The 15,524-nt window shown below is 64.3% G+C and carries 12 protein-coding genes and 1 tRNA gene; 7 read left to right on the plus strand and 6 right to left on the minus strand.

Going from position 1 to position 15,524, the window contains the following annotated elements; all coding sequences use genetic code 11:
• Positions 1-29 precede the first annotated feature (29 nt).
• From B5F74_RS03545 to B5F74_RS03555, 3 genes are all read left to right on the plus strand, one after another.
• Positions 30-605 (plus strand): hypothetical protein, encoded by a 576-nt coding sequence (locus B5F74_RS03545; RefSeq protein WP_143753764.1) that lies wholly within the window; start codon positions 30-32, stop codon positions 603-605.
• Positions 606-1,193: 588 nt separating this feature from the next.
• Positions 1,194-3,038 (plus strand): carbon starvation CstA family protein, encoded by a 1,845-nt coding sequence (locus tag B5F74_RS03550; protein WP_087200083.1) that lies wholly within the window; start codon positions 1,194-1,196, stop codon positions 3,036-3,038.
• A 538-nt stretch (positions 3,039-3,576) separates the two neighbouring features.
• Positions 3,577-5,100: a hypothetical protein gene (locus B5F74_RS03555; protein ID WP_143753765.1), complete on the plus strand. Its 1,524-nt coding sequence runs from the start codon at positions 3,577-3,579 to the stop codon at positions 5,098-5,100.
• Positions 5,101-5,422: 322 nt separating this feature from the next.
• Here the strand turns inward: B5F74_RS03555 and B5F74_RS03560 are convergent.
• Both B5F74_RS03560 and B5F74_RS03565 read right to left on the minus strand, forming a co-directional pair.
• Positions 5,423-5,496, minus strand: a tRNA-Gln gene (locus B5F74_RS03560).
• Between the two features lie 51 nt (positions 5,497-5,547).
• Positions 5,548-6,453 (minus strand): peptidoglycan-binding protein, encoded by a 906-nt coding sequence (locus B5F74_RS03565; protein ID WP_204212426.1) that lies wholly within the window; start codon positions 6,451-6,453, stop codon positions 5,548-5,550.
• Positions 6,454-6,876: 423 nt separating this feature from the next.
• On the opposite strand from B5F74_RS03565, the gene B5F74_RS03570 reads away from it, so the two are divergent.
• The 3 genes from B5F74_RS03570 (at position 6,877) to B5F74_RS12350 (ending at position 9,451) form a co-directional block, all read left to right on the plus strand.
• Positions 6,877-7,605, plus strand: a complete 729-nt coding sequence (locus B5F74_RS03570; protein WP_087200087.1) for a response regulator transcription factor — start codon at positions 6,877-6,879, stop codon at positions 7,603-7,605.
• A complete protein-coding gene (locus B5F74_RS03575) occupies positions 7,602-9,206 on the plus strand; it encodes a HAMP domain-containing sensor histidine kinase (protein WP_087200089.1) in 1,605 nt (534 codons plus the stop codon). Before B5F74_RS03570 ends, B5F74_RS03575 begins: the two co-directional genes overlap by 4 nt.
• A 92-nt stretch (positions 9,207-9,298) precedes the next feature.
• Positions 9,299-9,451: a hypothetical protein gene (locus tag B5F74_RS12350; RefSeq protein ID WP_158095686.1), complete on the plus strand. Its 153-nt coding sequence runs from the start codon at positions 9,299-9,301 to the stop codon at positions 9,449-9,451.
• A gap of 143 nt (positions 9,452-9,594) precedes the next feature.
• On the opposite strand, the gene B5F74_RS03580 is transcribed toward B5F74_RS12350, so the two are convergent.
• From B5F74_RS03580 to B5F74_RS03595, 4 genes are all read right to left on the minus strand, one after another.
• Complete coding sequence (locus tag B5F74_RS03580) at positions 9,595-10,608, minus strand: polyprenyl synthetase family protein (RefSeq protein WP_087200091.1); 1,014 nt, start codon at positions 10,606-10,608, stop codon at positions 9,595-9,597.
• An 87-nt stretch (positions 10,609-10,695) separates the two neighbouring features.
• Positions 10,696-11,754, minus strand: a complete 1,059-nt coding sequence (gene galE, locus B5F74_RS03585; RefSeq protein ID WP_087200093.1) for a UDP-glucose 4-epimerase GalE — start codon at positions 11,752-11,754, stop codon at positions 10,696-10,698.
• Positions 11,755-12,059: 305 nt separating this feature from the next.
• Entirely contained in the window at positions 12,060-13,346 is a 1,287-nt protein-coding gene (locus B5F74_RS03590) for a flagellar FliJ family protein (protein ID WP_087200095.1), read from the minus strand.
• 230 nt (positions 13,347-13,576) lie between these two features.
• Positions 13,577-14,380 (minus strand): energy-coupling factor transporter transmembrane component T, encoded by an 804-nt coding sequence (locus tag B5F74_RS03595; protein WP_087200372.1) that lies wholly within the window; start codon positions 14,378-14,380, stop codon positions 13,577-13,579.
• Positions 14,381-14,545: 165 nt separating this feature from the next.
• On the opposite strand from B5F74_RS03595, the gene murB reads away from it, so the two are divergent.
• The gene (gene murB, locus B5F74_RS03600; protein WP_087200097.1) at positions 14,546-15,505 is read left to right on the plus strand and encodes a UDP-N-acetylmuramate dehydrogenase; all 960 of its coding nucleotides are present in this window, start codon (positions 14,546-14,548) and stop codon (positions 15,503-15,505) included.
• Positions 15,506-15,524: the final 19 nt, after the last annotated feature.

The raw sequence follows: 15,524 nt of genomic DNA on the forward strand, positions 1-15,524 counted from the left end.
GTGTGACACGGGGTCGTCGGAGGATGCACATGAGGATGAACAGGCCCGTCGCGCACGCGGCGGGGATAGGTGCGCTTGCCTGCGCGCTTGCGCTGGGAGGATGTGGGCTGTTCGGTCCGTCGCCCGAGCAGATCGTGCGTGACGGGCTCGCGTCCGATTTCGATATGCTGCTCGATGAGGAATCACAGGCGCGCCAGACCATGGTCTCCAACTTGGAGTCGACGGGCGCGCTTTCCGGCCTGGGCGTCGATACGCAGGGGTTCCTGAACGCGCTGCTCGAGGGAATGGAATACGAGATCGCGTCCGTCGAGGTCGACGACGAGGCCAAGACCGCGACGGCAACGGTCGAGCTGACCTGCAAGTCGCTGACCGATGTCGCGACGCGCGCGCAGGAGCTTTTGAACCAGCGCGCCGCCGATGCCGGAGAGACCGCGATATCGCCCGAGGAGACGCTTGCCTGGATGGGGGAGTGCCTGATGCAGGCGGCGCGGGAGGATGCACCCGAGAGCGTGGAGCTCGAGCTGGATTGCTCCTCCGACGACGAGGGCACCTGGTCGGCAGACGACAGCGTCACCGCAGCGGTGGCCGGCGCCCTGCTCGGATAGCGCGCTCTCGATCTTTTGCAGGCCATGTTCGCGAATGTGGCTAGATTTTTCTGTTTTGCTGTCGGCCGGATCGGGTGAAGGTGCCCGATTCGGCCGCTCTGTCTTTTATGGCCGTTTACATTGCTCAGATTAACGATCAGGGCAACCCGATTCGACCCCTGCAAGGGAGATTTTGACGCCAGCGGAGGGCGTCGGCCGCGTTTCCCGGGCGTTCGATACAGCAGAACAGAACTTTTTAGCCACTTGGGGCGACTCCGAGTGCCGTGCGCCTTTCCGAGCGCGGCCGATCTCAAGGAGAAACAAAGCCGTAACATCAAACAAGGTGATTTGACTTTCGTTTGCTAAAGCGTAGACTAGGCCTTGCTTCGTTAGGGAATGCAGGCGGCAACCGTCTGCAACACGATGTAAGAAGGCTATCGAACATATGCGCACCATCACCACGCTATCGATTATTTCCGAGATTATCTGATACGGGTTGGTACGTTGCAGGCCGGCCCGGTGATTCGGGCGGTCTTGGGGCAAGGGGGCCGTCGACTGGTTCGACGGCCCCCTTTTGGTTTCGATGGGCTTCGGGGAAAGGACTTTGGTATGAACGGAATCGTCGTAGTGGTGGTGGCAGCAGTCGTGCTGGCTGCGGGCTACCTGGGATACGGCAGGTGGCTTGCGGCGAAATGGGGTGTCGATCGCGACGCGATCACGCCCGCTCGCCGTATGGAGGACGGCAAGAACTTCTCGCCGGCCTCGTGCTTCACCGCGTTCTCGCATCAGTTCAGCTCGATCTGCGGTGCGGGCCCGGTGACCGGCACGATCGCGGCCATGATGTTCGGCTGGCTTCCCGTGCTGCTGTGGGTCTTGGTCGGTGGCATCTTCTTCGGCGCCGTGCATGATTTCGGCGCCCTCTACGCGAGCGTCAAGAACAACGGCAAGTCGCTCGCCCAGCTTATCGAGAAGTACATCGGTCGGACCGGTCGTCGCCTGTTCCTGCTGTTCAGCTGGCTGTTCACCATCATCGTGATCGCCGCGTTCGTCGATATGGTCGCCGGGACCTTCCAGGCAACCTTCGACGCCTCCGGCGCCGTCGACACCGCTGCGTCGTATGCCGGCGGCACGGCGGGCACGATCTCCATCCTGTTCACCTTCGTCGCCATCGCGTTCGGCTGGCTCAACCGCCGCTTCCAGCTCTCCGGCGTGCGCGAGCTCGCTCTGGCCGTCGTGCTGTTCGTCGCCATGTTCGCGATCGGCATGCAGTTCCCGGTCTATCTGTCCAAGTTCGGTTGGTTCGCCGTTATCGCCGTCTACCTGCTGTTCGCGGCCGCCATGCCCATCCAGACGCTCAAGCAGCCGCGCGACTACCTCACGAGCATCATGATGATCGTCATGATCGTGTGTGCCGTGGTGGGCATCTTCGTGCTCGGAGCGAACGGCCAGGCCACGATGACCGCGCCGATGGTCGCTGACATCTCGGCGCTCGCTGACAAGGGCAGCTTCATCTTCCCGCTGCTGTTCGTGTCGGTCGCCTGCGGCGCCCTGTCCGGCTTCCACAGCCTGGTCTCCACGAACACCTCTTCCAAGCAGATCGAGAAAGAGCAGGACATGCTGCCGGTCGGCTATGGCGCCATGGTCGTCGAGTCCTTCGTGGGCGTGCTCGCCATCGTCGTTGCCGCCATCATGTTCTCCGATCTGAACACCGCGGGCACCGGCGCCCTCAACAACGGCGTCGCGGCAACCCCGTTCTCCATCTTCTCGCAGGGCATCGCCCGCGGCATGACCGCGTTCGGTGTCGACCAGACGCTGGCGACCGTGTTCATGACCATGTGCGTCTCCGCCTTGGCGCTGACCTCGGTTGATGCCGTCGCGCGCATCGGCCGCCTCTCCTTCCAGGAGTTCTTCGCCAAGAGCAACGATGCGCTCGAGGACGAGCAGGCCGAGCTCACCGGTGCGGCCAAGGTCGTCACCAACACCTGGGTCGCCACGGTGCTCACGCTCGTGCTCGGCTTTGCGCTGGCCTTCGGCGGCTACACCAACATCTGGCCGCTGTTCGGTGCCTCCAACCAGCTGCTGGGCGGCATGACGATGATCACGCTCGCCGTCTTCTGCAAGTGCACGGGTCGTCGCGGCTGGATGCTGTATGTGCCCGTCGCCTTCCTGCTGGTCTGCACGTTCACCTCGCTGGTGCAGAGCACGCTCGGCTGCATCAACGCACTGGCCGCCTCCGGCACCGCGGTGATCGCGACGTCCGGTCTGCAGCTGGTGTTCGCCATCCTGCTCATGGTGCTCGGCGTCATCGTGGCGTACAACTGCCTGAAGGAGCTGTTCGGCAAGCAGGCCGGCTCGCTGCCTGACGAGGAGCCCGAGTGGACCGAGATGGGCCGCGCCAACGTTGCCGCCGAGGCGACGGAGGCGCCCGCCGACGGAGCGCGCGCCCAGGCGTAGGTTCTCGCGTCGTGCCCATGTGGATAGAGGTGCACCGAAGCGCGCCCGCTGCGATCATGCGGCGGGCGCGCTTTTTTGAGTTGGTTGGGGACGGGTTCATTTCAACCCATGTCTGACAAAGTGACGGTTTCTGCGGGAAGTTCGGACGAAATATGCGCATCGGTTCGAGCGTAATGCAGAACCATGAGTTAAACGGCTATATCGTTTTGGCCGTTATGCAAACGTCATCGTTGTTCCCGCAGAAACCGTCACTTCGTTTTCTGCGGGAAGGCGCTGCAGCAGCCCGGGCGCGTCCGCGGCAGTGCACGCCGGGGACGTACCTTCCGCATGCATGCTTGCATACAGGGGACACCCCTTCGGCGCGCGCTTGCACCAGCCGTCGTATCCGTGGTGGCCTAGCAGGGGCTTTTGAGATGCCCAGCAGAATCTGGGCTGCTTGCGATTGTTGGGTGCAGGGGCGGCAGGGGCGCGATGGCTGTGCTAGCCTACAAGACTGTTGCCATGTGAGGAAGGGAATCGGTCTATGGAGCCCGTGCTGATGTCTGACAATGCGGAAGTCGTCGACGCGCTCGCGTCGTGGCTGGAGGGTGCCGTGCCGCTCGAGGCGCGCCCGTGCGCGGTGCTCGCGCATGCCCTGCTGTGCCGCAAGGAGCTCAAGATCAAGCGCGGGGCTATCAACCAGCTGCTGAAGTCGCTTAACCTGGGCGACCAGTTCGGACAGGTGCGCGAGAGCCTGGTGACCTGCGGTCTTCTGCGCAAGATCTCGGGCCAAAACGGCTCCACGGTCTATGCGATCGACCTGGATGTCGCGGGCATAACGCTGCCGGAACCGGTGCAGATGGAGGTGCCTGCGGCACGCGATAGCGAGCCGGAAGGGCCTTCCGATGCGGCGGGGGAGACGACGGATGTCGAGGTTATCTCCGTCGAGCCGGTGGCCGTGTCCGAGAGCGAGGCCCCCGATGCCGCGACGCCCGCGAAGGAGCGCACGGTGAGCGCGAAGCCGGCCAAGAGCGCCCGCGCCGCGCAGGAGGGCTCGACGGTATCCGATTCCAAGAAGAAGGAAGCCGCCGCCCCTGCGGGCAAGAAAAAGCAGAAGAAGGCGCGCAGGCAAGAGGGGCCGAAGGCGCCGCGCGCGGTCGAAGTGCGCGAGAAGCCTGTTGCCGAGAAGCGCGGCGTGCTCGGTCTGCTGAGCGCCGGGCGCACCATCGGGGCCTCGCTGCTGCGTCGCGATCAAGGCGCTCCCGCGACGCCGAAATCGGTCGAGAAGCAGGGTAAGAACGGCGACCGCCGGCCGTCTCAGCAGGACGACTTCGAGCGGCTGCGCGCGTGGATCGCCGAGCACGACGGGGAACAGCTGCCGTATGTGACGCGCCGCCAGCGCGCCTATCAGATCTTCGATGACGAGAAGGCGCTCGAGGGCAAGCGCGGCGACCGATTGATGCGTCGCATGGCGGCCAAGGGCATCAACCCCGGTGCGCTGAGGATCTCTTCGAACCAGACGCCTCCGCTGCAGGGATTCTACGCGATCGGCGCCAACCAGCCGTTCATCGTGGTCGAGAACATCGATGCGTATGAGGAGATCGTGGCTCTGCTCAAGACCAAGCGCAACGCGAAGCTGTTCGGGGAGAAGGTCGGCGGTGTCATCTTCGGCGCCGGCCACAATATCTGCCAGGCTCATGCGCTCGACGACTACCTGCACGACATCGGCTACGGTTTTGACTACGTGTACTACGCGGGAGATGTCGACCGCGAGGGTGCGCGCCTGGTTGAGAAGGCCCGCGAGGTGAACGTGATCGAGATCAGGCTGCACGCCGGCGTGTACCGAGCTATGTTTGAAGCGCACAAGGCGCACGTGCAGGGTGGCAGCTCGTCTGAGAGCGCGGCGAAAAACCAGGACATCCCGCGCAATCTGGTTGAGATCTTGAAGGGTCTTCCCTGGTCTCTTCGCGTTCCGTTCAAGCGGGCGTTGCGCGACAACATCCGCATCCCGCAAGAAGTGCTCACCAGCGAGGACTTCCGTCGCGGCAGTCTCGGCGGCGTCGACAAGCTGTTGGACCGCTAAGAAAGAGCTGGCCTGCATATCGGTCCAAATCCAAGAAGATTTCATGACTATTTCATGACCCGCTTCATGACTGAGAGTGCAAAAGAAAGCAGGCCAGACCTCATACCGTGTCTGACCTGCTGTTTTCTCTTGCTGGGGCGGAGGGATTCCGCGTGCGGCTGCCTCCGCCCGCTTCCGCTGCGGAGGCCTGGCGGCCTCCTTGCGCGCTTCGCTGGCAAAGCGCTCGCGCGCTTTGGCTCAGCTTCGTGCCCTTGCGGGCTCGAATCCCTGATACGGGCACGGAAAAGCCCGGCCACCATGAGATGGCCGGGCTAACATACAATGGCTGGGGCAGAGGGATTCGAACCCCCGTAACCGGCACCAAAAACCGGGGTCCTGCCGCTGGACGATGCCCCAATGCGAATCCGCGCGGTGCGTTCCGCATCGGCTTCAGAGCACTTAGTGTACCTAATCGTTCAGCGCGGCGCAAACGCCGTCGAGGAGGCGGACGGCAAGCGTCTGGGCGTCGCTCGAGGTGAACATGCCGTCATATCCGGTGATCCCCGTCAGCTCGATGCGGATGAGCGCGGGTTTGCTCTTTGCGGCGGCGAACGCCGTGCTCAGGCGCTGGGTGAGGTTCGAGCATTCCGCGAGCACGATCGTCGGGCGCGGCGCTGCATCTTCGGGAAGATCGCTGCTCGAAAGCTCGAGAACCAGATCCATGCCCTCGGGAATGGACCTGTCGCACAGGACCATGCCGCTCGTCTCGGTGGTCGCCGAAGCGATGTTCCACATGCGCGAAGCGACGGCGCGGGCGATGGGGTCCTCGCCGATAACGGCGATGTGGTAGCGCTCGAGCACCTCGGAGGCGCGGGCAAATCCGATGCGCTCCTCCGCCTCGACGACCGACGGCTTGCCCTCCCATACGTGGCGCAGGCGCGCGATATAGGCGAACGTGTCCTGGAACGCCATGCCGTCGGCGAACAGCCCCACGTTTTCCTGGAACTGCTGCAGGGCCGCTTCGGTGTGCGGGCCGAAATAGCCGTCATCGACGCCGCAGGCGAAGCCGAGGACGTTCAAAGCCTGCTGGAGTGCGCGCACGTCGGCGCCATGGAAATTGGGAAGACGCAGGTAGAGCGTGCGGTCACCAAGGCGATACGACGCGTCGACCAGTGCCGACCAGCATGCCATATCGACCTCGTCGCCCAAGGTGAGCTCGTTGTCGTTCCTGAACGTGCTGACGGCCTGAGCAGTGCTGTCACCGAAAAGCTTCTGCTCGCGCTCGTTGGCGTCAATCTCAAAACCGAGGATGGCGAGCCTGGACTGGACATCCTCAACTGCGGGTCCCTGCATGCCTTTGACAATCGGCTCCATGAGAACCCCTTTCCACCTATAGGGAGTCCCGCCCGCGTAGACGCGGCGGGAGTTAACAATCGACTGTAGCGTATAACAGTTTAACAAGTAATGCGGGCATATACAGCAGAGGGCGTTGTGGCCGCGACACCCTCAACAAAGTTGGTACTTTTGGGACGGGGCCATTTTTCCAACACGTGAGCCTCCGCTGGGCACCGACTCGGGATGAACAGGGCTCACCATGGTGCCCCTTGCCCGCGCCCACACGTGGTCTTCTCCGCCAGCGTGCTCCCGGAGCGCGTCGCGAGCGTCTGCCTGCGTTCCTTTTATGCTGCCCAGACGGGTTCGATATTCACATTTCGATGTAGGAATATTTTTGACAGGGGCCTGCCATTATGGAGATGGGAACGATGAAGAGAACAGGCGCGATGAGTGGAGGTTGCCATGACCGAGGGAGCGCACCTGCTGATAGTCGATGATGAACGCGCGATCGCCGCGATGCTCGACCAGTATTTTTCCATGGAGGGCTACAAAACGACCGTCGCCTCGGACGGGCGCGACGCGCTGTCTGCCGTCGATGCCGCCGCTCGCGGAGCCCTGTCTCCCATAGATCTCGTCCTGCTGGACGTCAACATGCCGGACATGGACGGGTTTGCGACATGCAAGCTCATCCGCGAGCGCCTCGCATGTCCCATCATCTTCTTGACGGCGCGCGTGGAGGACGCCGACCAGCTTGACGGGTTCGCTGCGGGCGGCGATGATTACGTGCTCAAGCCGTTCTCGCTGCAGGTGCTCGGCAGTCGCGTGCGCGCCCATCTGGCGCGCGAATCGCGGCGTGAGGACCCGTCGGCACGCGTGTGGTTCGGCGGAAACCTGTCGATCGATTACGCTCAGCGCAGCGTGCAGATTTCGCGCGGAGACGGAGCGGAGGCGCAGCGCCTCGACCTCACGCGCACCGAGTTCGACATCGTGGCGTTGCTCAGCAAGAAACCCGGTCGCGTGTATGACCGCACCTTCATCTACGAGCAGGTTTGGGGTTGGAATGCGGACGGCGACGCGTCGATCGTGCGCGAGCATGTCCGTCGCATCCGCAAGAAATTCGCCGAGGCCGGGCTTGAGGACGACCCCATCGAGACGGTGTGGGGCGTCGGGTACCGTTGGGGGCTGCAATGAGAAGGCGGCACACAGGGCTCGGTGATCGGGTGCGCGCATGGTGGGACACCATGCCGCTCATGCGTTCGTTCTTTTTGTATGCGGCAGCGTGCGTGCTGGTATCCATCGTGGCATCGCTCTTGCTGATGGCGACGTTTATGTCGGCATATGATGTGCTTCAGCGCAAAGCGTGGGAGGGCCATGTCGATGTGGAAGGCGGCCCGTATATATATGACGCGCAGGAAGACGAGCTTGTGCCCGCATTCACCATCGACCTGTCGACGACTGATCGCATCGTGTTCTTGGGGCTGCGAAGTGAGACGCCCTACGAGCAGAAGCCGGTCGACTATTACGGCGGGAGCCTGTACAACGCCGAAACCGGGGCGCCCATCGGGTACGCGACGCTCGAGATGGTGCGCGACGACCCGTCGCTGACGATCTTCGACTGGGGCGGGAACTATACCGAGCAGGACTATCTGGAGACGAACGGCCATCCATACGTCTCGACCACGATCGACGCCGCCGATCTCGCCGATTACGATGCGCGCGAGCGGGCGGAGCGCGTGGCGGTGGACGGAGAGTTCCTGTCTTTGGAGCAGGCGAACTCCGATTTTATCGTCTCCAATGTCGGATACTACGTGAGCCAGTACGACTCCATGCTCGAGACGCCGTTGATGTTCGCGTTGCGCGTGGCCACGGGGCTGACGCCGTTCGTGATGCTCGTCGTGCTCTCCATCATGTTCTTCCGTCGGTTCTACCGCAGGAGGATCGGCGTGCCCTTGGCGATCTTTTGCGACGTGGCCGGTCGAGTCGCCCATCAGGATCTGGACTTTGTGACGCCAAAGGTGCCGGGACGCGAGTTCTCGCAGCTGGGTACGGCGTTCGAGAAGATGCGCGTCTCGCTCGAGGAGTCGCAGCGCGAGCTGTGGCGCACCGCCGAGGAGCGACGGCGGCTCAACGCCGCGTTTGCGCACGATCTGCGCACGCCGGTGACCGTCCTCAAGGGGACGATCGAGATGGCGCAGATGAGGGCTGCGCGCGGGGAGGCCGTCGAGGAGGAGACACTGCGGACGCTGGGCGGACAGGTCGAGCGGCTGGAGTCGTATGCGCAGGCCATGAGCGGCATCGCGAAGCTCGAGGACCGGACCGTGGAGCGCACGCCGGTCGTGGCGGGCACGTGGGGCGCCGAATTGCGCCGGCAGGCCCAAGATTACGTTTCCGCCGCCCGCCCCGAGCTGGGATTCGGGGTCGATATGCAGGGCGTGTCCCCGCAAGCAGAGCTCAGCGTCGACCGTTCGCTGGTCGAGGAGGTGCTGGGCAACCTGCTGAGCAACGCCTGCGTCCATGCGCGCGGCCGGGTCGCGCTCACCATGCGGCTCGATGACGGGCGGGGCCTGCTCACGCTGCGCGTGTCGGACGACGGCGACGGGTTCAGCCCCGAGGCCCTGCGTCGCGGGTGCGAGCCGTTTTTCGGCGAGGCGAAGGATGCCGAGCACTTCGGGCTTGGGCTGAACATCGTGCAGACGCTCACGCGGCTTCATGGCGGCACGGTCGAGCTCGCGAACGCCGATGAGGGCGGCGGCGTGGTGACCGTGACGTTTGACGTGGGGAAGGCCGCATGATCCGAAGCGGTTTCAAGAAACACTTATCCGAGCGTTTACACGGCGTTTTCAATTGGCTCGTATGATGAAGAAGGAAAGAGGAGGGAGTGCACATGATGAAACATCTCGGCGAGGTTCTTGTGTTGGAGGACGGTAGCGAAGCGCCGATCGTTCCGCTCAAAGACGATCGCGGGGCACTCGGCTCCCTCGTTCTGTCGACTGTCGTCGCATGCGCGCTTATCGCCTATACGGTGCTGTTCGGCTGACGTGACTTCCATACCTTGCTGCAAGCGGGCCCGATGCACGGTTTGTGCATCGGGCCCGCTCGTTTGCCTGTATGTTCGATGTTCTTGCGTGCCTTGGGCGCCGCCTCGACACGGAGCGGAAACGCCCAGCGCGCATGCGCTTCCTAATTCAGGCGCTCGACGAAGAAGTCGGCCATGGCGAGGAGCAGCTCCGCGGCGTGCGCATCGAGTCCGACGCCCTCGAGCGTGCGCTTGGCGCGCGCGGTGAGCTCAAGCGCGTAGTTGCGCGCATAGTCGATGGACCCCGCGTCCTCAAACAGCTCGACGGCGCGCGCGAGGCGGGCGGGATTCTCGGTTTCTGATGTCAGGATGTCGACCAGCTCATCATGATGGCCGGAGCTGCGCAGCGCGTGCACGGCGACGAGCGTGCGCTTGCCCTCGGTGATGTCGCTGCGGAAATCCTTGTTGCGGGACTCCTTCTCGCCGATCAGGTTGAGCAGGTCGTCTTGGATCTGAAACGCCAGACCCGTGTCCATGCCGAACGAGCGCAGCGCCTCGATCTGCTCGGTCGTGCCGCCGCCGATGATCGCGCCACAGGCCAGCGGAATCGCTCCGCTGTAGTAGGCGGTCTTGTGCGTCGCCATGGCGAGGTAGTCTGCAACCGTGATGTCAAAGCGCCCGTCGCGCACCCAGCCGAGGTCGAGCGCCTGTCCCTCCACCGTGCGCTGCATCATGTCGATCAGCTCGCGCAGGACGGCGAGCTTGCATGCGTCATCGAGCCCCTCGTCGCGCAGGATGGCATCGGTGACGAGGGTGAGGGCGTAGTCGCCGCAGTTGATGGCGATGCCGACGCCCTCGGTGATATGCAGGCACGGCTTGCCGCGGCGCAGATGCCCGTTGTCGGCGATGTCGTCGTGGATGAGCGCGGCGGACTGGAAGTGCTCGATGGCCGATGCCGCCGACAGCGCCCGGTGGAAATCTCCCCCGACGGCGGCGCAGGCGAGCATGCAGATGAGCGGCCGATGCCGCTTGCCGGCGTTATCCGAAAACGCGCTCAGGGGCGCATAGAGATACGCCTCGATGTCGGCGTTGTCGGTCTTGTCGGCAAAAAACGCTCGCAGGTACTCGTTGACCTCATCGACGTGACGGTTGAGAAAATCGGTAAAGAGGCTCGGCAACGCACTCACTCCCTGTACTCAAGAAAAACGGCGCCCCGCCTTTTCGCGAGGCACCGTCCATTGTACGCGTGCTGGCAGCTCGGTCGGCTACTCAGCGTTAAAGCCGTTGGGATTGTGGGACTGCCAGTTCCAGGAATCGCGGCACATGTCGTCGATATCGTACTCGGCGACCCAGCCCATCTCCTCCTTGGCCTTCGTGGCGTCGCACCAGTTGGCGGCGATATCGCCATCGCGGCGCGGGCAGATCTTGTAGGGCAGCTCGTGGCCGCACGCCTTCTCGAACGCATGGATGACGTCGAGGACGCTCGAGCCCGTACCGGTGCCGAGGTTGAAGATGCCGACCTCGGAGCGGCCGTTCATCCACTCAAGCGCGGACACGTGCCCGCGGGCGAGGTCGACCACGTGGATGTAGTCGCGCACGCCGGTGCCGTCGGGGGTGGGGTAGTCGTCGCCGAAGACGTTGATGCACTCGCGCTTGCCCACGGCCACCTGCGCCACGTACGGCACGAGGTTGTTGGGGATGCCCTTGGGATCCTCGCCGATCAGGCCGCTGGGATGCGCGCCGATGGGGTTGAAGTAGCGCAGCAGCACGACGTTCCATGCAGGGTCGGCCGTGTGCAGGTCCATCAGCATCTGCTCGATCATCCACTTGGTCCAGCCGTACGGGTTCGTGGCGGGCTTCTTGGGGTCCTTCTCGGTCACGGGCGGATTGTCGGGGTCGCCGTAGACGGTCGAGGAGCTGGAGAAGATGATGGACGTGCAGCCGTGCTCGCGCATGACGTCGCACAGCGTCAGCGTGCTGCCGATGTTGTTGTGATAGTACTCGAGTGGCTTGTGCACCGACTCGCCGACAGCCTTGAAGCCGGCGAAGTGGATGACGCGGTCGATGCGATGCGCGTCGAAGATGCGGTTGAGGGCGCCGCGGTCGAGCACATTGGCCTCGTAGAACGTGAGGTTGGCGGCTGCGTCGTCGCCCACGATCTGCTTGATGCGGTCGATGGCGACCGGGCTCGAGTTGGAAAGGTCGTCGACCACGACGACCTGGTAGCCGCGTTCAAGCAGCTCGACGACGGTGTGCGAGCCGATGAAGCCGGCACCGCCGGTCACGAGCACGCAGGTATCTTGGGGGGTGAGCGTTTGCGACATTGCATGTCTCCTTTCGGCGCGCCGCGCTGGGGCGCACGTGTCTGCCCTGAGTATAGCGCAGGCGACCTGGACGCCGTATTTCCGTACGCGAACTAAAGCTGTCTTGCTGGTGGGAAGTGCCGGTGGGGGAGTGCGCGATTCTGCCCGAGGGGATTACCCGGCAACGGTACCCAGAAGTGCGGGTGAGATCGTTCTCAACGGGGTCTCACCCTTAGTTCTGGGTACGATATCTGGGCCCTGTTGGTGGGTGCCCTGGTAGAGGGCTCGCGGGCCGGCGGGCAACAAACTGCGGTGGGGATTGTCCCTTACCCCTCGAGGTTGATGCCGTTCGCCCAGCCCCAGCGCGGCGTGGAGGTCGGTCCGTAATAAGAGATCCACTGGTCGACATCGATGCTGCGGATGTAGCCCACGTTGTCGCGCACGGTGTTGTCTCCCACGTAGACGCCCACGTGGCCGTAGATGCGGCCCGCGGAGGTGTGGGGGTGCGAGGGCACGGCGATGATCATGCCCACCTTGAGGTTCGACTTGCTGGAGCTCGTGCACCAGTTGGCGTATTGGTCGTCGGCGTTGCCGGGAACCGAGCCGAAACCGGCGTTAGCGAACACCATGGACACCCAGCCGGCGCACAGGCCCGCGCCGGGACTCGGCGTGCTGTAGGCGGAATCGACCACGCGCTGCTGGGCGGTGCCGGCGGCGATGGCGCTCTGCCCGTCGCCGGGGATGGAGGTGGCGCCTTGCCTCGCCGCCTCCTCGGCAGCCCTGCGGGCCTCCTCTTCGGCCTGGGCGGCGGCGAGGATCTCGGCATCGCGCTGGGCGATCAGGTCCTTGACGTCCTGGCTCAAGCTGTCGAGCAGCTGCTGGACCTCGTCTTTTTTGGACTTCATGTCATCAAGCTGCTGGGTCTGCTGCGACTTCAGCTGCTCGAGCTCGGCCATCTGCTGCTCGAGCTCGGCCATCTGCTGCTCGAGCTCTTCCTTTTGCTGCTCAAGCAGGGCCTTCTGCTGCTCGAGCGCATCCTGGATGGCGTGGATCTCCTCGATGGCCTCTTGATCGCTCGCGTTGATCTTGTCGACGTAGTGCAGCTTGGAGACGAGCTCGTCAAAGCTGTCGGAGGACAGCAGCAGCGACAGGATGCCCGTCTTGCCGGTCTTGTAGCTCGACGTGACGCGGGTGGCGAGGACCTCCTGCTTGCGATCGAGCTGCGCCTGCTTGAGGTCGATATCGTCCTGCGTGTCGGAGATATCCTGCTCGATCTGGTCGATGTTCGCCTGCGTGGTGTCGATCTGCCCCTGGAGCGTCTCGATCTGCCCGAGGGTGTCGTCCAGCTGACGGGAGAGGTCCTCGAACTGGCTCGAAATCTCATCGAGCTGCTCTTGCGCGTCTTCGAGCTGGGCCTGCGCGTTGTTCAGCTTGTCGGTGGTTTCCTGGCTCGCCTGGGGCTCTGCGCCGGCAAGGCGGGGCAGGCCGAACAGGACCGCGGCGCCGGCGGCTGCAAAAGCGGCCTGGATGGCGGCGCGGCGCGAGACCGCGGTATCGCAAAACGGGCTATCGATAGCGTGATGCTGAGGGTTGCGTCTGATCTGTTGTGACATACATGCTCCGGTTAGTCTGTGTTTATATGTCGAGCAACGAATGTATGTCCAAGGATACCGCATGACCGCCCGGTATCTGTGTGCAAATTGGGGACGTCGCGAATATGGGTTGTTTGGGGACGGGTTCGTTTCAACCCATTCCGACGCCTTGTCTCTGTTGGATCGCCGTGGATACGGAGGCTTGTGCAAGCATGCACGCGGAAGGTACGTCCCCGATTTGCACGGCGGGGTTAGAGGATGAGGAGGGCGATCAGGAAGGCCGCGGCATAGAGCAGGCAGAGGGCGCAGGCGGTGCCGTCTTTTTGCGGGTCCAGGCGCATGACGTGCAGGTGCGTGCGGCCGGATCCGGTGTAGCAGCGCGCGTCCATGGCGCAGCCGAGCGACTCGGCGTGGCGAAGGGCCCCGGAGAACAGCGGCACGACTAGGGGGATGCAGGCTCGCGCGTAGCCCAACAGGCCCGCTTTCTCCAGCTGGGCCCCGCGCGCCTTTTGCGCTTTGACGATGGTCTCGGCGTCACGGGAGAGCGTGGGCACGAACTGCAGCGCCACCGAGAGCACGACCATCGCATGGTCGACAGGCACGCCGAGCCGTGCCAGAGGGGAGAGCAGCCTCCCGAGCGCATCGGTGATGGCAAGCGGTGTCGTGGTCTGGAGCAACAGGGACCCGCCGAGCAGCAACAGCAGGAAGCGCACGACATACAGCGCGGCAAGGCGGATGCCGTCATGATGGATCTGCAGAGGTCCCGCCTCGAGCACCACGGGCCCGGCCTGCGTCGCGATCAGGTTGATGAGCGAGGTGACGACGAGGAACACGGCGAGGTTGCGCGCCTGCCTGCCCAGACGGCGGAGGGGCGTGCGCGCGGCGGCGGCCGCAAGCCCGAGCGCCGCTGTGGCCGTGAGGGCCGTGGGCAGATCGCACACGAACAGGCAGCTTACCATGTAACCAATGGTTGCAACGACTTTCAGGCGCGGGTCGAGCGCGTGCACGACGGTGCGGTCGCGCGTGCTCTGCCCAAGGCTTATATGGAGGGCCACGTGCTCGCCTCCCTTGTCGTGATCGCTTCCGCGCTCCATTGTCACACGCGGCAGCACCCGTGGCAAAGGCTCGCGTCGCGCTTGTACTTTTGCCGTGCGCGGGCGGTGTCGGCGCATCGGTCGGGTATAGTCATCTCAGCAAAACCAAGAGCAAGGCGGTTCACTATGCATGAATACGATCGTATCACCGACGAGGTCCTGTGCGTTCTCGGCGAGGCCGTGGGCGAGGACAACGTGGTGCTGTTCGAGCCCATGAGCGCGCACACCACCTTCAAGATCGGCGGCCCCGCCGACGTGCTGCTGACGCCCGCGTCGCGCGAGGCCGTCGTGCGCGCGCTCGACACGTGCGCGCTGGCGGGCGTGCCGGTCACCGTGGTGGGCAACGGGTCCGACCTGCTCGTGGGCGACCGGGGCATCCGCGGTGCCGTCGTGCTGCTGCGCGAGAACTACGCGGCCATCTCGGTCGAGGGCACCCGTGTCCGCGCCGAGGCGGGCGCCCTCCTGCGCGATGTGGCGCTTGCTGCCGCGGACGCCGAGCTGTCCGGCTTGGAGCCGCTCTGGGGCATCCCGGCGACCGTGGGCGGCGCCTGCCATATGAACGCGGGCGCCTACGACGCCTGCACCGCCGACGTCCTGGAGTCGGTCGAGGTGTACGAGCCCGGACCGCAGCTGGCCGACGGCACCCATGGCCGCGGCATGGTGCGCACCTATCCGGTGGCCGATCTCGCCATGGGGTATCGCAAGAGCCGCATCCACGACGAGGGGCTCGTGGTGCTGTCCGCGACGTTCGCGCTCGCCCCGGGCAACGAGCGCATGATTCGTGTCGACATGGACGGCTACCAGAAGCGTCGCGAGGAGAAGCAGCCGCTGGAGATGCCGAGCGCCGGCTCGACGTTCAAGCGTCCCGAAGGCCATTTTGCCGGCAAGCTCATCATGGATGCCGGTCTGGCGGGCGCGCGCGTGGGCGGTGCCGAGGTGTCGTCGAAGCACTGCGGCTTCGTGGTCAACGCCGACCACGCCACCGCGTCCGACGTGTGCGGCCTGATCGAATATATCCAAGAAGAGGTCAAGCGCCAATTCAACGTGGAGCTCGAGCCCGAGGTCAAGCGCGTCGGCGAGTTCTAGTTTGCCTGCCTCGAGGGGT

The organism is Collinsella sp. An271, from assembly GCF_002159695.1.
GTDB classification, from domain to species: domain Bacteria; phylum Actinomycetota; class Coriobacteriia; order Coriobacteriales; family Coriobacteriaceae; genus Collinsella; species Collinsella ihumii.